This is a genomic window from Frigoribacterium sp. Leaf172, from assembly GCF_001424285.1.
GTDB lineage: Bacteria > Actinomycetota > Actinomycetes > Actinomycetales > Microbacteriaceae > Frigoribacterium.
On record NZ_LMPB01000001.1, the window covers coordinates 564520 to 585904 of the forward strand.

The 21385-nt window shown below is 70.1% G+C and carries 17 protein-coding genes; 15 read left to right on the top strand and 2 right to left on the bottom strand.

Features of this window, described 5'->3' with window-relative positions:
• Window positions 1-42: 42 nt before the first annotated feature.
• On the bottom strand, window positions 43-720 hold the full coding sequence (locus tag ASF89_RS02775) for a YitT family protein (protein WP_369814533.1): 678 nt from the start codon (window positions 718-720) through the stop codon (window positions 43-45).
• Between the two features lie 416 nt (window positions 721-1136).
• On the opposite strand from ASF89_RS02775, the gene ASF89_RS15285 reads away from it, so the two are divergent.
• The 13 genes from ASF89_RS15285 (at window position 1137) to csrA (ending at window position 12490) form a co-directional block, all read left to right on the top strand.
• On the top strand, window positions 1137-1508 hold the full coding sequence (locus ASF89_RS15285; protein WP_082489731.1) for a flagellar FlbD family protein: 372 nt from the start codon (window positions 1137-1139) through the stop codon (window positions 1506-1508).
• 2 nt (window positions 1509-1510) lie between these two features.
• Window positions 1511-2305, top strand: a complete 795-nt coding sequence (locus tag ASF89_RS02785; protein ID WP_055799808.1) for a motility protein A — start codon at window positions 1511-1513, stop codon at window positions 2303-2305.
• Complete coding sequence (locus tag ASF89_RS02790) at window positions 2302-3327, top strand: flagellar motor protein MotB (protein WP_082489732.1); 1026 nt, start codon at window positions 2302-2304, stop codon at window positions 3325-3327. Before ASF89_RS02785 ends, ASF89_RS02790 begins: the two co-directional genes overlap by 4 nt.
• A 46-nt stretch (window positions 3328-3373) precedes the next feature.
• On the top strand, window positions 3374-4309 hold the full coding sequence (locus ASF89_RS02795) for a flagellar motor switch protein FliM (RefSeq protein WP_055811923.1): 936 nt from the start codon (window positions 3374-3376) through the stop codon (window positions 4307-4309).
• The gene (gene fliN, locus ASF89_RS02800; protein WP_055799815.1) at window positions 4306-5037 is read left to right on the top strand and encodes a flagellar motor switch protein FliN; all 732 of its coding nucleotides are present in this window, start codon (window positions 4306-4308) and stop codon (window positions 5035-5037) included. Before ASF89_RS02795 ends, fliN begins: the two co-directional genes overlap by 4 nt.
• Before the next feature lie 2 nt (window positions 5038-5039).
• Window positions 5040-5666 (top strand): flagellar biosynthetic protein FliO, encoded by a 627-nt coding sequence (locus tag ASF89_RS02805; protein WP_055811927.1) that lies wholly within the window; start codon window positions 5040-5042, stop codon window positions 5664-5666.
• A gap of 254 nt (window positions 5667-5920) precedes the next feature.
• Complete coding sequence (fliP, locus tag ASF89_RS02810) at window positions 5921-6778, top strand: flagellar type III secretion system pore protein FliP (protein WP_235484006.1); 858 nt, start codon at window positions 5921-5923, stop codon at window positions 6776-6778.
• Window positions 6778-7053: a flagellar biosynthesis protein FliQ gene (gene fliQ / locus ASF89_RS02815; RefSeq protein ID WP_055799821.1), complete on the top strand. Its 276-nt coding sequence runs from the start codon at window positions 6778-6780 to the stop codon at window positions 7051-7053. Before fliP ends, fliQ begins: the two co-directional genes overlap by 1 nt.
• An 8-nt stretch (window positions 7054-7061) precedes the next feature.
• Complete coding sequence (locus tag ASF89_RS02820; RefSeq protein ID WP_055799826.1) at window positions 7062-7820, top strand: flagellar biosynthetic protein FliR; 759 nt, start codon at window positions 7062-7064, stop codon at window positions 7818-7820.
• 2 nt (window positions 7821-7822) lie between these two features.
• A complete protein-coding gene (locus ASF89_RS02825) occupies window positions 7823-9082 on the top strand; it encodes a flagellar biosynthesis protein FlhB (protein ID WP_082489734.1) in 1260 nt (419 codons plus the stop codon).
• Window positions 9082-11133, top strand: a complete 2052-nt coding sequence (locus tag ASF89_RS02830; protein WP_055811930.1) for a flagellar biosynthesis protein FlhA — start codon at window positions 9082-9084, stop codon at window positions 11131-11133. The genes ASF89_RS02825 and ASF89_RS02830 overlap by 1 nt, the downstream gene beginning before the upstream one ends.
• A 1-nt stretch (window position 11134) precedes the next feature.
• Window positions 11135-12214, top strand: coding sequence for a hypothetical protein (locus tag ASF89_RS02835; RefSeq protein WP_055811933.1), 1080 nt, complete (start codon window positions 11135-11137; stop codon window positions 12212-12214).
• Between the two features lie 36 nt (window positions 12215-12250).
• Entirely contained in the window at window positions 12251-12490 is a 240-nt protein-coding gene (gene csrA, locus ASF89_RS02840) for a carbon storage regulator CsrA (RefSeq protein WP_055799837.1), read from the top strand.
• 146 nt (window positions 12491-12636) lie between these two features.
• Here csrA and ASF89_RS02845 read toward each other — a convergent pair whose 3' ends face one another.
• On the bottom strand, window positions 12637-13494 hold the full coding sequence (locus ASF89_RS02845) for a spermidine synthase (protein WP_055799840.1): 858 nt from the start codon (window positions 13492-13494) through the stop codon (window positions 12637-12639).
• A gap of 380 nt (window positions 13495-13874) precedes the next feature.
• Between ASF89_RS02845 and rpoB the strand changes: the two genes are divergently transcribed.
• Window positions 13875-17366, top strand: coding sequence for a DNA-directed RNA polymerase subunit beta (gene rpoB / locus ASF89_RS02850; protein ID WP_055799843.1), 3492 nt, complete (start codon window positions 13875-13877; stop codon window positions 17364-17366).
• Between the two features lie 46 nt (window positions 17367-17412).
• Complete coding sequence (locus tag ASF89_RS02855) at window positions 17413-21294, top strand: DNA-directed RNA polymerase subunit beta' (RefSeq protein WP_055799846.1); 3882 nt, start codon at window positions 17413-17415, stop codon at window positions 21292-21294.
• Window positions 21295-21385: the final 91 nt, after the last annotated feature.

Here is a 21385-nt window from a genome sequence, read left to right on the forward strand (position 1 = left end):
GGCGGGGCCGGTCCGGTCCGGTCCGGCCGCGCCCGCCGTCCGTCAGGTGCGGCCCAGGTACCGCCCCTGCTTGTGGTTCAGCGCGAGCACGAGGTTCAGCACGACGGCGCCGGCGGCCGAGAGCAGCACGACCCAGGGCGACGCGACGGTGAGCGAGAGCGCGACGATGACGACGTCGACGGCCATCTGGACGTAGCCGGCCCGCCAGCCGAGCTTCTCCTGCAGCACGAGGGCGAGGATGTTGATGCCGCCGAGGCTCGCCCCGTGGCGGAACAGGATCAGCAGGCCGACGCCGACGATGAGGTTGCCGCCGAGGGTGCCGTAGACGGGGTTGAGGCCGTCGATGTCGATCGCGAGCGGGTGCAGGTACGAGAACGCCGAGACGAGGGCGACGGTCAGCGTCGTGCGGAGGGTGAAGCCGAGTCCCTTCTTCCACAGGGCGAGGGCGAAGAACGGGATGTTGACGGCGAAGAACAGCACGCCGAACGAGATGTGCGTCGCGTAGCTCAGCAGCAGGGCGATGCCCGCCGTGCCGCCCGAGACCGATCCGCTCTCCTTGAGCAGGTAGAGGCCGAACGAGGCCAGGAACACCCCGGTCACGACGCCCATGACGTTCTCGACGAGGGTGTGGCGGTTGGCGTCGACGGTCGCGATGTTCTCGGTCAGGGCCGGGTCGTCGACCAGCGGCGTCGCCGTGTCGCGCGACAGTGCGGCGTCCAGCCCGGTCGAGTCGGGCGTCGAGTACGTCGAGCCGGTCGGGCTCGTCGGGCCCGTCGCGGGGGAGGCGGTCGTGGGGGAGGAGGGCCGGGCGACAGGGGTGGCGTCGCGCGTGCCGTCGTTCGCGGGGGTATCGGTCACCGCAGCATCCTGCCAGCCCGGTGTTGAACGCTCGTGTCGCCTCAGCCGTCGACGCGTCACGCCGAGCCGCCCATCTCCCCGCCGCTCAGGATCGACTGGTCGGTTCTTGTCCTTCGTGGTGTGCGGAAGGACAAGAACCGACCACTCGACGACGCCACCCGGCGCCATGCACCTAACGCCCGCCCGCCCCCTGCCGATAGTCCCCTCCAGCCACCCAGGACGGGAGGCCACCCCGCCCCCACGGATGGAGGCGGAGAACACAGACCTAGGACGGGCCGATGATCGTCGTCACGCGACTCAACGACAGCAGATTCGCTGTCAATCCAGACCTCATCGAGCGCATCCACGAGACGCCCGACACGACGCTGATCATGGTCGACGGGGCGAAGTACATCGTGACCGAGCCGATGTCCGAGGTCATCGAGATGATCGCCCGCTACCGGGCTCGCATCGTCTCGATCGCCTACGACGAGCCGCATGCGACGTCGCCCTCCGCGCAGCCGCTCGGCACGCGCACCGGCACCGGTCCGCAGCGCGGGCTCGTCCGAGGCTCAGGAGGCGCGGGTCGGGTCAGCGACCTCCGTCCGGCCTCCGCAGACGAGCCGACCCCGGCCGCCCCCGCCGCCACCCCGGCCGACGCAGGGCGCTGACCGTGGATCCCGCGACCATAATCGGCATCGTCCTCGCCTTCGGGGCGCTCTTCGGCATGATCCAGCTCGAGGGCGTGAACCTCATGGGTCTGCTGCTGCCCGCGCCGATCATCCTCGTCTTCGGGGCGACGATCGGCGTCGGCATCGCCGGTACGACGATCAAGGACGCCCTGCTCAGCTTCACGAAGATCCCCCGCGCCTTCACCGGCAAGGTGGTGCCGCCGCAGTCCGTGATCGACGGCGTCGTGGCGCTCGCCGAGAAGGCGCGCAGCGAGGGGCTGCTGTCGCTGGAGGCGGAGGCCGAGAAGACCGACGATCCGTTCATGAAGGGCGCGCTGCAGAACATCGCCGACGGCACCGACGGCGAGGAGCTCCGCATCCTGCTCGAGGACGAGATGGAGTCGCGTCTCGCGGCCGATCGCACGGCGTCGAAGTTCTTCATGAGCCTCGGCGGCTACGCGCCGACCGTCGGCATCGTCGGCACGGTCGTCAGCCTCACGCACGTGCTCGAGAACCTCGCCGAGCCCGACGAGCTCGGTCACATGATCGCGGCCGCGTTCGTGGCGACGCTGTGGGGCCTGCTCACCGCGAACTTCCTCTGGCTGCCGATCGGTGCGCGTCTGCGGAAGCTCGCCGATCTCGACGAGGCCCGCATGACGCTGCTGCTCGAAGGGGTGCTGGCGGTGCAGGCCGGGAGCCAGCCGCGCCTCCTCGGCGAACGCCTCAAGGCGATGGTGCCGTCGCACTCGCTCGAGTCCGGCAAGAAGGCGAAGAGCGAGCAGGAGCTCGCAGCATGAGCGGCTCGCGCGGCGGGCGGAAGAAGAAGGCGCACGCCGAGGACGAGCACCCCGACGAGCGCTGGATGGCCTCGTACATGGACATGATCACGGTGCTCATGTGCATGTTCATCGTGCTCTACGCGATGTCGACGGTCGATCAGGACAAGTACGTCGCGCTCCGCAACTCCCTCGCGACCGGTTTCGGTCAGACCGAGGTCGGGGCGATCGACTCGGCGTCGGGCACCGTCGTGCCGGTGGATCAGGTGACGCCCGAGGGCGACGGCTACTCGGTGGGCGACGAGAGCGACATGGCCGAGGCGGCGGCGTCGGGCGAGGCCGAGACGGGCGAGGGGACCGAGACGTCCGAGGCGCTGGCGAAGAGCGAGCTGGACGACCTGACGGCGATCAAGGCGGCCATCGCGGCGAACCTCGAGGGGTCCGGGCTGAGCGCCGACGTGCAGTTCGCGACGGACGCGCGCGGTCTGACCGTGCGCCTGGTCGGCTCCGAGACCTTCTTCGGAACGAACAGCGCCGATCTCAGCGGCGAGGCGACGCGGGTGATGAACGCGATCGCCCCGGTGCTCCGCACGGCGCAGCACGACGTGTCGGTCGAGGGACATGCCGACCAGCGCAGCTCGACGGCTCCGTTCGCGACGAACTGGGAGCTCTCGTCGGCGCGTGCCACGCAGGTGCTGCGCGATCTGGTCGAGCGCGGCGGCATGCCGGTCGAGCACATCCAGGCCGTCGGCTTCGGGTCGTCGCGGCCGCTCGCCGCCGGTGGCTCCGCAGCGGATCTCGCCGCGAACCGCCGCGTCGACATCGTCGTCCTCTCGAACCAGTCCGACGACGTCAGCGCCCTGCTGCCCGAGCTGCAGAAGGCGGCCGAGGGGGCGGGGGGCGCGGTGACCGCCGGTCGGAACGACGTCGCCGCCGAGACCGCCCCGATCGCGGAGGCGCCGGCCGAGGCGCCCTCCGACGAGTCGGCCGACGAGCCCGAGAAGGCCCACGACGACGAGGGGGCCCAGTCCGGGGGGCACTGATCACCGTTCTCTAACGCCCGGGAGGCGCGGGTCGATAGGTCCGTCCGTGACCCTCCTCGACGCTCCCGCACCGGCTCCGACCGTCGGCTCGTCGGCGCGCCCGCCGAAGACGGTCGAGGTCTACGACTTCCGCCGCCCGACGACGCTGGCGCGCGAGCACTCGCGGGCGCTCGAGCTGGCGTTCGAGACGTTCGCCCGTCAGTGGGGCACGCAGCTGACCGCGAAGGTCCGCGTGCTGTCGCAGGTCACCTGCGAGAGCGTCCAGATGCTGACCTACGACGAGTACGCGGCGTCGCTGCCGGCGACGACGGCCATGGTGCTCTGCCCTCTCGAGGGCGTCGGGCCGAAGGCCGTCGTGCAGTTCCCGGCGTCGGCCGCGTTGGCCTGGGTCGGTCACATGCTGGGCGCGGCGAAGCCCCCGGTCACCCCCGAGCGCACCTTCACGCCCATCGAGCAGGCCCTCGTGCGTCGTCTCATCGAAGACGCCCTCGACGATCTCCGCTACTCGTTCGGCGGCATGCTCGTCGATCAGATCGGCGTGGGCGGCTTCCAGTACAACTCGCAGTTCGCGCAGGCGGCGCAGAAGTCCGACCTGATGATCGTCGCGATCTTCACCATCCGGGTGGCCGACCGACCGTCGACGGCCACGGTCGCGCTCCCCGCCGAGGTGCTGCTGCCGCAGCTGGGCGATGCGACCCCCGCGGTCGGCGCGGCCGAGGCCCGTCGTCTGCTCGGCGCGCAGCTCGCCTCGGTCCCGGTGGGCGTCTCGCTGCAGTTCGCGCCGGCCGCGGTGCTGCCGAGCGTCGTGCTGGGTCTCGCCGTCGGCGACGTGCTGCCCCTGCCGCACCCGCAGTCCCGCCCCCTCGAGATCCGCGTCGACGGTCAGCCCGTCGGCCGCGCGGCCGTGGGCGCGAACGGCTCGCGTCTGGCCGGAATCGTCGTCTCCACCTCCCTCACCGGCACCGAAGAAGGAACCTCATGACCGCCACGACCATCACCCTGCACACCGCGGCGGCCGAGGCCCTGGTCGCGAAGCTGCCGACGCCAACGCCGCTGCGGGCCGTCCTCCTCGACACCGCGCTGGCCTCCGAGAACCGGACCGCCGCCTCCACGGTCGTCGTCACCTCCTTCGTCGGCGGGGTGTCGGCCGACACGGCGCTCGTGCTCGTCGACATGGACCGTCTCGGCGCGGCCGCCGGCACCGACAACCCCCTGGTCTCGATCACCGACGTGCTGCGCCCCGCGCTCGAGGCGGCGACGTCGGTGCTCGGCGCCGGCGTCCTCGGCGAAAGCCGTCGCGAGCCGGCCGAGGCGCTCCTCGCCGACCCCGACACCGTGGTCTTCGATCTCACGGCCGCGGGAGCGCCCGCCGGCTGGTTCGCGATCCGCCTCCGCGAGAACGGAACGGTCGGAGGCTCGGCGCCGGTCGACCGCGCCGCTCCCCTCTTCTCGTCGATCGCGGGCAACCTCGGTCGCATCAACAACGTCGAGATGGCCCTCACGGTCGAGATCGGCCGCACCCGCATGTCGGTGCGCGACGTCCTCGGTCTCGAGCCCGGCGCGGTCGTCGAGCTCGACCGCTCGGCCGGCGCGCCCGCCGACGTCCTGCTCAACGGCCGGCTCATCGCCCACGGCGAGGTCGTCGTGGTCGACCAGGACTACGCGGTCCGCATCACGACCATCCTCGACGTCGCCGACGGCGTCCTCTGATCGTGGACGCGGTCTTCGTCGGGCTCCGTGTCGTCCTGTCGCTCGGGGTCGTGCTCGCCCTGCTCTACGTCCTGCAGAAGCGCATCGTCACGGGCGGCCGCTCCGGTCGTCAGACGTCTCAGGTGACGGTCGTCGCGCGCCAGGGCATCGGCGCGAAGGCCAGCGTCGTCGTGGTCGACGTCGAGGGCGAGCGGCTCGTGCTCGGCGTCACCGACGCGTCCGTCACCGTGCTGGCGGCCTCCGACCGGCCGGTCGAACCGGTCGCCCTCGAGCTCGTGGCCGGTTCGAGCGACGCGCCTCCGGCGGCTCAGGAGGCGCGGGTCACCCCGATCGCGCCCCTCCCGTCGTCCGCCGCCTCCTCGGCCCCCGCCTTCGCAGCCGTCCTCTCCGCCCACGCCGCCCCCATCGCCGCACCGGTCGCCGAGCCCGCCCGCGGATCGGCCGCCGACGCGCCGATGCTCCGACCGCGGGGTGCGGCCCGCCGCGCCACGGTCGTCCGCGAGCGCGCCCCCCGCGACGTCGCGGCCCGTCGCCGCGGTCGCACCGCCGAGGCGCTCGACGGCTCGATCCTCTCGCCCGGCACCTGGCGTCAGGCGGCGGCCGCCCTCCGCAGCGGGCGAGCCGGATGACCCTCCGCGCCCCGTCCGCCCGGACGACCCGCGCCTCCTTCGTCACCGCCATCGCCCGTCTCGTCGGCCCCACGGTCCGTGACGGGCTGCACGGTCGTGCGACGACCGGTCGTCACTCCACCGCCCGGGTCGCGCCGCTCGCCGACCGGCGCCGTCTCGCCCGCCACGCCCTCGGCGCCGCGCCCGTCGGCGCCGCCCCGCTGCGCTTCGCCGACACCCGCCTCGCGCGCACCGTCGTCGTCGCCCTGCTCGCGATGATCGTCGCGTCGGGTCTCATCATGCTGATCGGTCAGACGGCCCTCGCCGCGCCCGTCGAGCCCACCGCTCCCACGGCGCCGGTCGATCCCGGCACCGACGCCCCGGGCACCGAGGGCTCCACCGGCACGACGCCGACCGACTTCACCGACGACGATCAGACCGAACCCGACGGCGGCGGCACGGGTGGTCTGAACATCGACATCAACGGCCCCGACGGCGCCCCGAGCACGGCGGTCGTCACGCTGCTCGGCATCACGCTGCTCAGCGTCGCCCCGGCGCTGCTGCTGATGATGACGTCGTTCACGAAGATCTTCGTGGTGCTGGCGATGACCCGCAACGCGCTCGCGCTGCCGTCGATCCCGCCGAACCAGGTGCTGGCCGGGCTCGCGCTGTTCCTCAGCCTGTTCATCATGGCTCCGATCCTCGAGCACATCAACGTCGACGCGGTGCAGCCCTACCTCGACGGGACGATCGACTTCCCAGCCGCCGTCGACGCCGGCAGCGCGCCGCTCCGCGAGTTCATGCTCGCCCACACCCGCCAGGAGGACCTGGCGCTGATGACGCGCTCGGCGGACCAGCCGAACCCCGACAGCCAGGCCGACGTGCCCATGCTGACGCTCATCCCGTCGTTCATGATCAGCGAGCTGCGCGCCGCGTTCATCATCGGCTTCGTCATCTTCATCCCGTTCCTCGTCATCGACCTCGTCGTCAGCGCCGCCCTCATGTCGATGGGCATGATGATGCTCCCGCCGGTGATGATCTCGCTGCCGTTCAAGATCCTGCTGTTCGTGCTGGTCGACGGCTGGGGGCTCATCATCACGAGTCTCATCGAGAGCTATCAGGTGACCGCCTGATGGACTCGAACGCCGTCCTCGACATCTCGATGCAGGCCCTCGTCATCACCGCGAAGCTCGCCGCGCCGGTGCTCATCACCTCGCTCGTCGTCGGCTTCGCGATCTCTCTGCTGCAGTCGATCACGCAGATCCAGGAGGTCACGCTCTCGTTCGTGCCGAAGGCCGTCGCCGTCGGCATCGCGCTCCTCGTCTGCGGGCACTGGATGATCAGCGAGATGGTGACGTTCACCCATGCGGTGTTCGACCGCATCCCGCAGCTGCTCTCGGGCGGCTGAGCGCGCCCATGGACCTCGACCTCGACCTCAGCGGCCTCGAAGCGACGCTGCTCGCCGCCGTGCGGATGACCGCCTTCATCGTCATCGCGCCGCCGTTCTCGTACCGGGCCTTCCCCGGTCGCGTGAAGGCGATGCTGGCGCTGGGGCTCGCGCTCGCCGTCGCGCCGCGGGTCTCGCCCGGCTACGAGTCGCTCGCCACCGGGCCGTTCGTCGTCGCGCTCGTGCTCGAGATCGTGGTCGGCGCCGTGCTGGGGTTCCTCGTCTTCCTGGTGTTCTCGGCGGTGCAGGCGGCGGGCAGCCTCATCGACCTGTTCGGCGGGTTCACCCTGGCGCAGGCGTTCGACCCGCAGTCGATGATCAACGGCGCGCAGTTCACGCGGCTCTTCCAGATGACCGCTCTGGCGCTGCTGTTCGCGACGGGCGGGTACCAGCTGATCATCGGCGGCCTGACCCGGTCGTTCGACGCCGTGCCGCTCGGTCTCGGCATCGACCTGACCGACCCGGTGGGGCTCATGGCCGACGGCGTCACGCAGATGTTCCTCGCGACCCTGCAGATCGCCGGTCCACTCTGCGTCGTGCTGTTCCTGGCCGATGTGGGGCTCGGCCTGCTCAGCAGGGTCGCGCCCGCGCTGAACGCCTACGCGATGGGCTTCCCGCTGAAGATCCTCATGACGGTCATGCTGGCCGGCGGGGTCTTCCTGGCGCTGCCGAGCGTCGTGCAGAACCTGTCCGGCGACGCCGCCGATCTGCTCACGGGGGTGAGGTAGGCATGGCCGACGACTCCGGCGAGCGGTCCGAGGACGCAACGCAGAAGCGGATGAAGGAGGTCCACTCCAAGGGCCAGCTCTCGCGCTCGCAGGACCTCAGCGCCTGGCTCGGCGTCGGCGCCGCGGCCGTCATGATCCCGACGACGATCGAGCGCGGCGCCGAGGCCGGCACCGATCAGCTCCTCTCGATCGGTCAGGCCATCCGGGACCCCGACGCGCAGACCGTCGTGACCCTGCTCGGCGACGGCGTCGGCTCGATGGCGGCGACGATCGGCCCGATGCTCGCCGTCGTCGGCGTCGTGGTGCTCCTCACCGCGATCGTGCAGGGCGGCGTCCACATCAAGCGGATGACGGGCAACTACGAGCAGTTCAACCTGATCAACGGTCTGAAGACGACGTTCGGCGGGCAGGCGCTGTGGAACGGCGCGAAGGCCCTGATCAAGACCGCCGTCGTCGGGCTCGTGCTGTGGATGGCCATCCAGGGGCTCATGCCGGTGCTGATGAGCGGCGGCGGGCTGAGCGTCTCGGCGCTGCTCGACGAGGCGACCTCGGGCACGGCGATCCTCCTCCAGGCCGCCGTCGTCGCCGGTCTCGTGCTCGCCGCGGCCGACGTCTTCGTCGTCATGCGCCGCAACCGCAAGAAGACCCGCATGACCAAGAAGGAGGTGCGCGACGAGAACAAGAGCACCGACGGCGATCCCCTGGTCAAGTCGCAGCGCCGTTCGCGGCAGCTCGCCATGAGCCGCAACCGCATGATGGCCTCCATCGCCGACGCCGACGTGGTGATGGTCAACCCGACCGACTACGCCGTCGCGATCCGGTACGAACCGGGTCGCTCCGCCCCGCGCGTCGTGGCGAAGGGCGCGGGCGCGACCGCCGCCCGCATCCGCGAGAAGGCCGCGGCCGACGGCGTCCCCCTCGTCGAGGACGTCCCGCTGACCCGGGCCCTGCACGCGAACTGCGGTCTCGGCGACGAGATCCCCGTCGACCTCTACACCCCGGTCGCCCGGGTGCTGACCTTCGTCATGGCCCTCCGGGCGCGCGGCGCGTCGGCGGTCGCGGGCACGCACGCGAACCCCCGTCCGACCACGCCCGACGAGGTCGCCGCCGTGCTCACCCCCGGGTCGCTCGCGGCCGAGGCGGTGCCGCAGCGTCTGCGGATCGCGCGCGACTCGTCCGCCGCACCCGCGCCTCCGGGGCCCGCCGCCCTTCGCACCGCCCGCCCCGCTCCCCGCCCGTCCGCCTCCGGAGGAACCGCCTGATGAAGAAGACACTCCCCAAGCTCGCCGTCCCGGTGGGCATCGTCGGGATCGTCCTGCTGCTCGTGGTGCCGGTGCCGGCCCCGATGCTCGACGTGCTGATCATCCTCAACATCCTGCTGGCGCTCGTGATCCTGCTGACGACCCTCTTCGTGAAGAAGCCGCTCGACTTCTCGGTGTTCCCGTCGCTGCTGCTCGTGGCGACGCTGTTCCGCCTCGGGCTCAACGTCGCGTCGACCCGTCTCGTGCTCGGCGAGGGATTCGCCGGTCAGGTCATCGAGGCCTTCGGGCACGTGGCGGTCAGCGGATCGATCATCATCGGCTCGGTGATCTTCCTGATCCTCGTGGTCATCCAGTTCGTCGTCGTGACGAAGGGCGCCGAGCGCGTGGCCGAGGTCGGGGCGCGCTTCACGCTCGATGCGATGCCGGGCAAGCAGATGGCGATCGACGCCGATCTGAACGCCGGGCTGATCACCGACGAGGTCGCGAAGCAGCGCCGCGCCGACGTCAGCGCCGAGGCCGACTTCTACGGCGCGATGGACGGCGCGTCGAAGTTCGTCAAGGGCGACGCGATCGCCGGCATCATCATCATCGCCATCAACCTGGTCGGAGGCGTCGCGATCGGCGCCCTGCAGAACGGCATGGCGATCGGCGAGGCCCTGAACCACTACGGGCTGCTGACCATCGGCGACGGTCTGGTCACTCAGATCCCCGCGCTGCTCATGGCCGTCTCGACCGGCATGATCGTCACCCGATCGGGCGCCGACAGCGACATGGGCTCGCAGGCCGCGACGCAGCTCGGCCAGTCGCGCATCGCGATCGGGATCGCCGGGGTCGCCGCGATCGGCATGGGGTTCATCCCGGGCATGCCCATCGCCGCGTTCCTCGTGGTGGGCGTCACGCTGCTGATCGTCGCCCAGCGGCTCGCGGCGAAGGCGAAGGCCGAGGAGGCGCGCGCGGCTCTCGAGAGCCGGCGCGCCGAGGTCGTCGCCCCCACCGACACCACCGACGACCTGCTCGAGCAGATGCGGGTGCACGCGCTCGAGATCCTGCTCGCGCCCGACCTCGTCGACATGGTCGGCGGGTCGTCCGACGACCTGCTCGGACGGGTCAAGGCGCTGCGGCGCAAGATCGCCGTCGACCTCGGCATCGTCGTGCCGCCGGTGCGCACCCGGGACAGCGTCGACCTGCCGCCCTCGACGTACTCGATCCGCATCGCGGGGGTCGAGGCCGGTCGCGGCCAGGCCCCGGCTCGCTCGGTCCTGGCCCTCGGCGAGGGCCTCGACGGCCTGCCGGGCACGGCGACCGTCGAGCCGGTGTTCGGCCTCGCGGGCAAGTGGGTGCCCGCCGAGATGCGGCACAGCGCGGAGATGACCGGCGCGACCGTGATCGACCGGGTCTCGGTGCTCGTCACCCACCTCTCGTCGATCATCGCCGACAACGCCGCGCGGCTGCTCAGCCGCGAGGACGTCCGGGTGCTGACCGATGGCGTCAAGCAGGTCAACCCCTCGGCGATCGACGACCTCGTGCCCGGCATGCTGTCGCTCGCCGAGCTGCAGCGCGTGCTGCAGGGGCTGCTGGCCGAGCGGGTGCCGATCAACGACCTCGGTCGGATCTGCGAGGGGCTGACCCTGCGCGCCAAGGTGTCGACGGACCCCGAGGGACTCGTCGAGGCGGCCCGCGCCTCCCTCGGTCCCGCCCTGTCGGCCCGTCACCTCGACGGCGCCGTGCTGCGCGTCATCATGATCGACCCGGGTCTCGAGCAGTCGATGCTCGAGGGGCTGCGGCCGTCGGATCAGGGCACGCAGATCCTGCTCGACGGGCACCGGGTCGAGCAGGTGCTCGGTTCGCTGCGCGACTCCGTGGCGGCGGTCGAGTCGCAGGGGCTCAGCGCCGTGCTCGTCTGCGCGCCGGCGCTCCGCCCCGCGATCCACCGACTCGTCTCGGCGCAGCAGAACGGCCTGCCGGTCCTGTCGTACCAGGAGGCGACGGCGGCCGGGTCGACCATCGAGACCGTGGGCGTCGTGCGCGCCAGCGACGCGATCGTGGCCTGAGATGGCGCCCACACGGGTGGTCGTCACGGGCGACTCCCTCGACGAGCTGCGGCGGCGCGTGCGCGAGGCCCACGGCCCGGGCGCGCGGATCGTCGCGGCCCAGCGGGTGACCGTCGGGGGAGTGGGCGGGCTCTTCGCCCGCAAGCACTACGAGGCGACGGTCGACGTGCCCGACCCGACGACCGACCAGCCGTCGGCGCGCGTCACCATCACCGCGTCGGCGTCGCGGGCGGGCATCGCCGCGCTGCTGGCCGACGCCGACGCCGCCGACGGGTTCACCCCCGCGTCGGAGGCCCCGGCCGCGGCGTCCCCTCCCGCGGCGTCTGCTCCCGCGGATCCGTTCGATCGGGTCCTCGCCGGGGGTCGCCCGGCTGCCGACAGCCCCCGTCGCGCCGCGCGCGCCGCGGCGGACGCGGCGTCCGCGGCCTCGGCGCCCGCTGCCGCTCCGTCGCCCGCGACGCCCCAGCCGGCGACCCGGGGCGACGCCTTCGCCGAGATCATGGACGACCTCACCTTCAACGGCATCGCTCCCGCCCCCGCCGTGGCGGCCGCCGCGGTCGAGGAGGTGCGACCGGGCCCCCTGACGAACGCCGCGGAGTTCCTCGCCGCGGCCGCCGTCGCCTCGTCCCCCGCATCCGTCGCGCGGTCCGGCGACGACGTGCCCGCGCCTCCCGCGCTCCTGACCGGTCCCGGCGACCTCGTCGTCGTCGTGGGCCGCCCGGGCGACGCGTTCCGGGTGGCGGCGCAGATGGCGGCGACGTTCGGGCTGCGGTCGGTCGACGTCGCCGATCGGCGCAGCGCGATCCTGGCGCGGGCCGAGGGGGTCAACGGCGGCACGGCCGTGGTCACCGCGCTCGCCTGGGACGCCGCGGCCGGCGACGCCCTGCGGTCGATGGCCGCCGACCAGGTGTGGGTCGCCGTCGACGTGGGGCGCAAGCACGACGACACGGCCCGCTGGGTCGAGGAGGTGCGGGTCGTCTCGTCCGTGGCCGCCGCGGCGGTCGTGGGCGAGGCCGACACCGCGACGCCGGGCACGGTGCACCTGCTGGGCGTGCCGGTCGGGTGGCGGGAGTCCCTCTAGACCGGTCGTGCGCGTCAGCCTGGGTAAGGTGGACGGATGCTGGTGTTGACACGCAAGGTCGGGGAGCGGATCCTCATCGGTGACGACATCGTCATCACCGTGCTCGACTCGCGCGGCGACGGCGTGCGGATCGGCATCGACGCCCCGCGCGGCGTGAAGATCCAGCGCGAAGAGGTCGTCAAGGCCGTCGCCGAGGCCAACGCCGAGGCCGCCGCCGCGCCCGATGACGCCGAGGCCCGCCTCCGCGCCGCCCTCGGCGGCCCCGCCCCCCGCTGACCCGCGCGAGCAGACGCCCGGCGACGACGGAGCGCCCTCCCATCGCGACGAACGGAGGTCGTTTCGGTCGGAAGAAGCCGAAGAAGCTGACGGAGCTCCTCGAGAGATCGAGGTCTCCGGTGGAGCGGCTCCGAGCCGACTCGCCGCTACCGCGCCCCGAAGACGCTCCGCGACGGCTCGGGCGACGGCACGGCGGTGGCGTCGGTGACGACCGGCGCTCCGGCGATGAAGTCGCGCAGCTCGCGGCCGTGCACGACCTTGGCCGGCAGCGGGTCCGACGAGTACAGGCGCGGCATGCGGTCGGTGGGCAGCGGCGACGGCGACCCGATCAGGACGACGTTGCCGAACCTCCTGCCCTTCAGGGTGGCGGGGTCGGCGACGGCCGCGACGTGCTCGAAGACCGTCGCCAACGTCGAGGCCTGACCTCGGGCGAAGGCGAGTCCGGCGCCGTCGGCGGAGTTGACGATGAGCATGCCGGTCGGCGAGAGGAACTCCGCGGCCGCCGAGTAGAACTCGAGCGACGTGACGTGGGCGGGGATCTGCGACCCGCCGAACACGTCGACCACGAGCAGGTCGACGGTGCCGCGCAGCCCGGCCGGCAGCTTCACCATGACCTCGCGGGCGTCGCCGTAGCGGACCCGGATGGAGGCGCCCCGCGGGAAGGGCAGCCGCTCCCGCACCAGCGCGACGAGGTCCGCCTCGAGCTCGATGACCTGCTGACGTGAGCCGGGTCTCGTGGCCTCGACGTAGCGGGGGAGGGTCAGTGCGCCGGCGCCGAGGTGCAGTGCCGTGACGGGCCCCTCGGGCAGCAGGTCGATGGCGTGTCCGATGCGGTGCACGTACTCGAACGCCAGGTGGGTGGGGTCGTCGAGGTCGACGTGCGACTGCGGCGTGCCGTCGACGACGAGCGTGAACGCCCCGGGGCGGTGCCGGTCCTCGTCGATGCGGGCGAGCCCCGCGCCGAGCGGGATCTCGACAGGGGGGTCCTCGTGCTGTGCGGCCATGGGGTCAACCCTGGCACGCCGACGCGGGGGCGGAGGCGACGACGCGCATCGGCCGAGGAGGCGCGCGAGGCCTCCGATCCCGGGGAATACCTGGGCATCGCCCGGGTTATACCGAATCTCGCACAGAAGGTCAACGACAGGGCTTGCCAGGCGTGTCCTCGTCGACCTAGTATTGACCTTTGCGCTCCCCGTGCGTCGACTCGTCATATTCCGGTCGGCGACGCACCCCCGAGACCAGGCCCCCGAATATCGCGGCGGGGGCGTTCTCGGCTTCGATCCCCGGCCTTCCGCCGTGGGGCCGACGTCCCCGGGAGGGCCGTTCACCACTCACCATACTGTCCGACAGTGATGACCCGACGGGGTCCACGGAGGTAACTTCCTTGGCTGCTGCGAACACCGCATCCACCAACTCACCCAAGAACGGCCGAGGCGCATCGCGACTCTCGTTCGCCAAGATCACCGACACGCTGACGGTCCCCGACCTCCTGGCGCTGCAGACCGAGAGCTTCGACTGGCTCGTCGGCAACGACGTCTGGAAGGACCGCCTCGCCGAGGCGACCGAGCAGGGTCGCACCGACCTCGCCCTCCACTCCGGCCTGGAGGAGATCTTCGAGGAGATCTCCCCGATCGAGGACCTCGGCGAGACGATGCAGCTGTCGTTCACCGCTCCCGAGCTCGAAGAGCCGAAGTACTCGATCGACGAGTGCAAAGAGCGAGGCAAGACCTACGCCGCGCCGCTGTACGTCAACGCCGAGTTCATGAACCACCTCACCGGTGAGATCAAGACGCAGACGGTCTTCATGGGCGACTTCCCGCTCATGACCGAGCGCGGAACCTTCATCATCAACGGCACCGAGCGTGTCGTCGTGTCGCAGCTCGTCCGCAGCCCGGGCGTGTACTTCGAGCGCGCCTCCGACAAGACGTCCGACAAGGACATCTACTCGGCCCGCGTCATCCCGAGCCGTGGTGCCTGGCTCGAGTTCGAGATCGACAAGCGCGACCAGGTCGGCGTCCGCATCGACCGCAAGCGCAAGCAGAGCGTCACCGTCTTCCTCAAGGCCCTCGGCCTGACGAGCGAAGAGATCACCGAGAAGTTCAAGGGCTTCGCCTCCATCGAGGCGACCCTCGAGAAGGACGCCATCCTCACCAAGGAGGAGGCGCTCAAAGACATCTACCGCAAGCTGCGTCCCGGCGAGCAGGTCGCCGCCGAGGCGGCGCGTGCGCTCCTCGACAACTTCTACTTCAACCCGAAGCGCTACGACCTGGCGAAGGTGGGTCGTTACAAGATCAACCGCAAGCTCGGCATCGACGCGCCCCTGGTCGACTCGGTCCTGACCGTCGACGACATCGTCGCCACGATCAAGTACCTGGTCTCGCTGCACGCCGAGCAGAAGACGATGGACGGCGTCCGCGAGGGCGAGTCCGTCGAGCTGCGTCTCGACGTCGACGACATCGACCACTTCGGCAACCGTCGCATCCGCGCGGTCGGCGAGCTGATCCAGAACCAGGTCCGCACCGGCCTGTCGCGCATGGAGCGCGTCGTCCGCGAGCGCATGACCACGCAGGACATCGAGGCGATCACGCCGCAGACCCTGATCAACGTGCGCCCCGTCGTCGCCGCGATCAAGGAGTTCTTCGGAACCTCGCAGCTGTCGCAGTTCATGGACCAGAACAACCCGCTCTCGGGTCTGACCCACAAGCGCCGTCTGTCGGCGCTCGGACCGGGTGGTCTGTCGCGTGAGCGCGCCGGCGTCGAGGTCCGAGACGTCCACCCCTCGCACTACGGCCGCATGTGCCCGATCGAGACCCCTGAAGGCCCGAACATCGGTCTGATCGGGTCGCTGGCGTCGTTCGCCCGCATCAACTCGTTCGGCTTCATCGAGACCCCGTACCGCCGCGTCGTCAAGGGCAACGTCTCCACGACGATCGACTACCTGACCGCGTCCGAAGAAGACGAGTACGTCGTCGCGCAGGCCAACGCGCCCCTCGACGACAAGTTCGACTTCGTCGACGACAAGGTCCTGGTCCGCAAGAAGGGCGGAGAGGTCGAGCTCGTCGACAAGGCGGAGGTCGACTACATGGACGTCTCGCCGCGCCAGATGGTCTCGGTCGCCACGTCGCTCATCCCGTTCCTCGAGCACGACGACGCCAACCGCGCCCTCATGGGTGCGAACATGCAGCGTCAGGCCGTCCCGCTGGTCCGCAGCGAGAGCCCCCTGGTCGGCACCGGCATGGAGGGCTACACGGCCATCGACGCCGGTGACGTGGTCACCGCGGACGCCGCCGGCGTCGTCGCCGAGGTCTCGGCCGACGTCGTCACCGTCCAGCTCGACGCCGGTGGGACCCAGGAGTACTACCTCCGCAAGTTCGACCGCTCGAACCAGGGCGCCAGCTACAACCACCGCGTGATCGTCGACGCCGGTCAGCGCATCGAGGTCGGCGAGGTCATCGCCGACGGACCCGCGACCGAGAACGGCGAGCTCGCGCTCGGCAAGAACCTGCTCGTCGCGTTCATGCCGTGGGAGGGCTACAACTACGAGGACGCGATGATCCTGTCGCAGAACCTCATCAAGGACGACACGCTCTCCTCGATCCACATCGAGGAGTACGAGGTCGACGCCCGCGACACGAAGCTCGGCAAGGAGGAGATCACGCGTGACCTCCCCAACGTCAGCCCGGATCTGCTGGCCGACCTCGACGAGCGGGGCATCATCCGCATCGGCGCCGAGGTCCGCCCCGGCGACATCCTCGTCGGCAAGGTCACGCCCAAGGGCGAGACCGAGCTCAGCGCCGAAGAGCGTCTGCTGCGCGCCATCTTCAACGAGAAGAGCCGCGAGGTCCGCGACACGTCCCTGAAGGTGCCTCACGGCGAGCAGGGAACCGTCATCGGCGTCAAGGTCTTCGACTCGCAGGACGGCGACGACGAGCTCGGCTCGGGCGTCAACCAGCGCGTCGTGGTGTTCATCGCGCAGAAGCGCAAGATCACCGCGGGCGACAAGCTGGCCGGCCGCCACGGCAACAAGGGCGTCATCTCGACGATCCTCCCCGTCGAGGACATGCCCTTCCTCGCCGACGGAACCCCCGTCGACATCATCCTGAACCCGCTGGGCGTCCCCGGTCGAATGAACTTCGGCCAGGTGCTCGAGATCCACCTCGGGTGGATCGCGGCGCAGGGCTGGAACGTCGAGGGCATCCAGGAGTGGGCGAAGAACCTGCCCCCCGAGGCGCTCAGCGCCGCTCCCGGCACGAAGGTCGCCACCCCGGTGTTCGACGGTGCCGCCGAGCGCGAGATCGAGGGTCTGCTCGACTCGACCCTCCCGACCCGCGACGGGGAGCGCCTCATCGGTTCGTCCGGCAAGGCCCGCCTCTTCGACGGTCGTTCCGGTGAGCCGTTCCCGAACCCGATCTCGGTCGGCTACATGTACATCCTGAAGCTGCACCACCTCGTCGACGACAAGATCCACGCGCGTTCGACGGGCCCGTACTCGATGATCACGCAGCAGCCGCTGGGTGGTAAGGCGCAGTTCGGTGGTCAGCGATTCGGTGAGATGGAGGTCTGGGCCCTCGAGGCCTACGGCGCCGCGTATGCGCTGCAGGAGCTCCTGACCATCAAGTCCGACGACATCCTCGGCCGCGTCAAGGTCTACGAGGCGATCGTCAAGGGTGAGAACATCCAGGAGCCCGGCATCCCCGAGAGCTTCAAGGTCCTCATCAAAGAGATGCAGTCGCTCTGCCTGAACGTCGAGGTCCTCTCGGCCGACGGCCAGACGGTCAGCCTGCGAGACACGGACGACGAGGTCTTCCGTGCCGCCGAAGAGCTGGGCATCAACATCTCTTCCCGCTTCGAGTCGTCGAACGTCGACGAGATCTAAGCCCTCCCCAGACGACGTCGACACTTTTTTCACAAAGGGATAAACATTGATCGAAGCAACAACTTTCGACGAGCTGCGGATCGGCCTCGCAACGGCCGACAACATCCGCGCTTGGTCGCACGGTGAGGTCAAGAAGCCGGAGACCATCAACTACCGCACGCTGAAGCCCGAGAAGGACGGCCTCTTCGGAGAGCAGATCTTCGGGCCCTCGCGCGACTGGGAGTGCGCCTGCGGCAAGTACAAGCGAGTCCGGTTCAAGGGCATCGTCTGCGAGCGCTGCGGCGTCGAGGTCACGAAGTCGTCGGTGCGCCGTGAGCGCATGGGCCACATCGAGCTCGCCGCCCCCGTCACGCACATCTGGTACTTCAAGGGCGTGCCCTCGCGTCTCGGCTACCTGCTCGACATGGCGCCGAAGGACCTCGAGAAGGTCATCTACTTCGCCGCCTACATGGTCATCTCGATCGACGAGGAGGGCCGTCACGCCGACATGCCCGGCCTCGAGAACGAGCTCCGCCTCGAGATCAAGCAGCTCGAGTCGCAGCGCGACACGCGTATCGCCGACCGCCTCCAGAAGCTCGAGGACGACCTCGCGGCTCTCGAAGAGGAAGGCGCGAAGAGCGACCAGAAGCGTCGTGCCAAGGACGGCGCCGAGAAGGAGATGTCGCAGACCCGCAAGGCCTTCGACGAGGACATCAACCGCCTCGAGCGCGTGTGGGAGGACTTCCGCACGCTGAAGGTCGGCGACCTCAAGCCTGAGGACGCCGTCTTCCACGAGCTCCAGGACCGCTTCGGCATCTACTTCGAGGCCCACATGGGCGCCGAGGCGATCAAGAAGCGTCTCGAGGGCTTCGACCTCACCACCGAGGCCGAGAACCTCCACCTGCAGATCTCCGAGGGCAAGGGTCAGAAGAAGATCCGCGCCATCAAGCGCCTGCGCGTCGTCAGCTCCTTCCTCGCCACGGGCAACTCGCCCGCCGCGATGGTGCTCGACGTCGTGCCGGTCATCCCGCCGGAGCTCCGCCCGATGGTCCAGCTCGACGGCGGCCGTTTCGCGACGTCCGACCTGAACGACCTGTACCGCCGCGTCATCAACCGCAACAACCGCCTCCGTCGTCTCCTCGATCTCGGAGCCCCCGAGATCATCGTCAACAACGAGAAGCGGATGCTGCAGGAGGCCGTCGACGCGCTGTTCGACAACGGTCGTCGTGGTCGCCCCGTCACCGGTACCGGCAACCGCGCCCTGAAGTCCCTGAGCGACATGCTCAAGGGAAAGCAGGGTCGCTTCCGCCAGAACCTGCTCGGCAAGCGAGTCGACTACTCGGGTCGTTCGGTCATCATCGTCGGCCCGACGCTCAAGCTGCACCAGTGCGGTCTGCCCAAGCAGATGGCCCTCGAGCTCTTCAAGCCCTTCGTCATCAAGCGCCTGATCGATCTGAGCCACGCTCAGAACATCAAGTCGGCGAAGCGCATGGTCGAGCGTTCGCGTCCGCAGGTCTGGGACGTCCTCGAGGAGATCATCCGCGAGCGTCCCGTGCTGCTGAACCGTGCGCCCACGCTGCACCGTCTCGGCATCCAGGCGTTCGAGCCCCAGCTCGTCGAGGGCAAGGCCATCCAGCTGCACCCGCTCGTCTGCGCGGCGTTCAACGCCGACTTCGACGGCGACCAGATGGCCGTCCACCTGCCGCTGTCCGTCGAGGCCCAGGCCGAGGCGCGCATCCTGATGCTCGCGTCGAACAACATCCTGAAGCCGTCCGACGGCCGCCCGGTGACCCTGCCCGCACAGGACATGATCATCGGTCTGCACTACCTGACGACGGTCACCCCCGGCGCCACCGGTGAGGGCCGTTCGTTCTCGTCGGTGTCCGAGGCGATCATGGCCATGGACCAGGGGTCGCTCGACCTCAACGCCATGGTCAAGATCCGGATGAACGGCGTGCACTTCGCCGAGGGCGAGGCTCCCGAGGGCTACGAGGTCGGACAGGACATCCTGCTCGAGACGACCCTGGGTCGCGCTCGCTTCAACGAGAACCTCCCCGACGACTACCCCTTCGTGCAGGAGGTCGCCGACAAGGGCATGCTCTCGACCATCGTCAACGACCTGGCCGAGCGCTACCCCAAGGTCGCGGTCGCCGCGGCGCTGGACAACATCAAGGACGCCGGCTTCTACTGGGCCTCGCGCTCCGGTGTGACCGTCGCGCTGTCCGACGTGCTGACCCCGCCCCGCAAGCCGGAGATCGTCGCGGGCTACGAGAAGCAGGCCGCCGCGGTCCAGTCGGAGTTCGACAAGGGTCTGATCTCGGACGCCGAGCGTCGTGCCGACCTGATCAAGATCTGGACGGAGGCCACGAACGAGGTCGCCGCCGAGATGCGGGCGAACTTCCCGGTCGACAACACCATCAACCGCATGGTGACGTCGGGTGCTCGTGGTAACTGGCTGCAGGTGCGCAACATCGCCGGCATGCGAGGCCTGGTGAACAACCCCAAGGGCGACATCATCCCCCGCCCGATCATCTCGTCGTACCGTGAGGGTCTGTCGGTCGCCGAGTACTTCATCGCGACGCACGGTGCCCGTAAGGGTCTGGCCGACACGGCTCTCCGTACGGCCGACTCGGGGTACCTGACCCGTCGACTCGTCGACGTGTCGCAGGACGTCATCATCCGCGAAGACGACTGCGGCACCTCGCGAGGCCTCGAGATGCCGATCGCCGCACCCGACGCCGACGGCGTCATGGTGCGCGACGCGACCGTCGAGAACACCGTTTTCGCACGGTCTCTCGCCGCGGCCGCGGTCGACGCCAAGGGCACGGTGCTGGCCGAGGCCGGCGCCGACGTCGGAGACGTGCTGATCGACGAGCTCGTGGCGGCCGGTGTCGAGACCATCAAGGTCCGCTCCGTCCTCACCTGCGAGGCCGCCGTCGGCGTCTGCGCCCAGTGCTACGGCCGTTCGCTGGCCACCGGCAACCTGGTCGACATCGGAGAGGCCGTCGGCATCATCGCGGCCCAGTCGATCGGCGAGCCCGGCACGCAGCTGACGATGCGCACCTTCCACACCGGCGGTTCGGCCTCGGCCGACGACATCACGCAGGGTCTGCCCCGCGTGACGGAGCTGTTCGAGGCTCGTACCCCCAAGGGTGCGTCCCCGATCGCCGACGGTGCCGGTCGCATCACCATCGAGGACACCGACAAGGCTCGCCGCGTCATCCTCAACCTCGACAACGGCGACGAGCCGGTCATCTACCCCGTGCTCAAGCGCTCGACCCTCCTCGTCGAGGACGGTCAGCACGTCGAGCTCGGTGCGCAGATCATCGCGGGCGCCGTCGACCCCAAGGAGGTCCTGCGAGTCAAGGGCGTCCGTGCGGTTCAGCAGCACCTCGTGGGCGGCGTGCAGGACGTCTACCGCTCGCAGGGTGTGCCGATCCACGACAAGCACATCGAGGTCATCGTCCGTCAGATGCTCCGCAAGGTCACCGTCGTCGACCACGCCGACACCGACCTCCTCCCCGGAGAGCTCGTCGACCGGTCGAAGTACAACGAGATCAACCGTGCTGCGCTGACCGAGGGCAAGCGGACCGCGTCCGCTCGTCAAGAGGTCATGGGCATCACCAAGGCCTCGCTGGCGACCGAGTCGTGGCTGTCGGCCGCATCCTTCCAGGAGACGACCCGCGTGCTCACGCAGGCCGCGATGGAAGGCAAGAGCGACCCGCTGGTCGGTCTGAAGGAGAACGTGATCATCGGAAAGCTGATCCCCGCCGGTACCGGTCTGTCGCGCTACCGCGACGTCTCGGTCGAGGCGACGGAGGAGGCGAAGGCCGAGCGGTACCCCAACCGCGTGTTCACGGACGATGCGTCGTTCAACGAGGCTGACCTCAGCTTCGTCGACTTCGACTCGTTCTCGTCGGACGACTTCACCCCCGGCACCTACAACTGATCCGCGGAGGTGCGGTGAGGGTCAGTCCCGCACCGCGCCTCCTCGAATCGACACAGGGCCCCGGCCCACGCCTCGTGCGTGGCCGGGGCCC

Bases quoted from the DNA above. Each gene is read 5' to 3' on its own strand.
- fliP (WP_235484006.1), top strand. From the start codon at position 5,921: ATGATCGTCGCGTCGGGTCTCATCATGCTGATCGGTCAGACGGCCCTC.
- fliQ (WP_055799821.1), top strand. From the start codon at position 6,778: ATGGACTCGAACGCCGTCCTCGACATCTCGATGCAGGCCCTCGTCATC.
- csrA (WP_055799837.1), top strand. From the start codon at position 12,251: ATGCTGGTGTTGACACGCAAGGTCGGGGAGCGGATCCTCATCGGTGAC.
- ASF89_RS15285 (WP_082489731.1), top strand. From the start codon at position 1,137: ATGATCGTCGTCACGCGACTCAACGACAGCAGATTCGCTGTCAATCCA.
- ASF89_RS02835 (WP_055811933.1), top strand. From the start codon at position 11,135: ATGGCGCCCACACGGGTGGTCGTCACGGGCGACTCCCTCGACGAGCTG.
- ASF89_RS02825 (WP_082489734.1), top strand. From the start codon at position 7,823: ATGGCCGACGACTCCGGCGAGCGGTCCGAGGACGCAACGCAGAAGCGG.
- ASF89_RS02790 (WP_082489732.1), top strand. From the start codon at position 2,302: ATGAGCGGCTCGCGCGGCGGGCGGAAGAAGAAGGCGCACGCCGAGGAC.
- ASF89_RS02845 (WP_055799840.1), bottom strand. From the start codon at position 13,494: ATGGCCGCACAGCACGAGGACCCCCCTGTCGAGATCCCGCTCGGCGCG.
- fliN (WP_055799815.1), top strand. From the start codon at position 4,306: ATGACCGCCACGACCATCACCCTGCACACCGCGGCGGCCGAGGCCCTG.
- ASF89_RS02820 (WP_055799826.1), top strand. From the start codon at position 7,062: ATGGACCTCGACCTCGACCTCAGCGGCCTCGAAGCGACGCTGCTCGCC.
- ASF89_RS02830 (WP_055811930.1), top strand. From the start codon at position 9,082: ATGAAGAAGACACTCCCCAAGCTCGCCGTCCCGGTGGGCATCGTCGGG.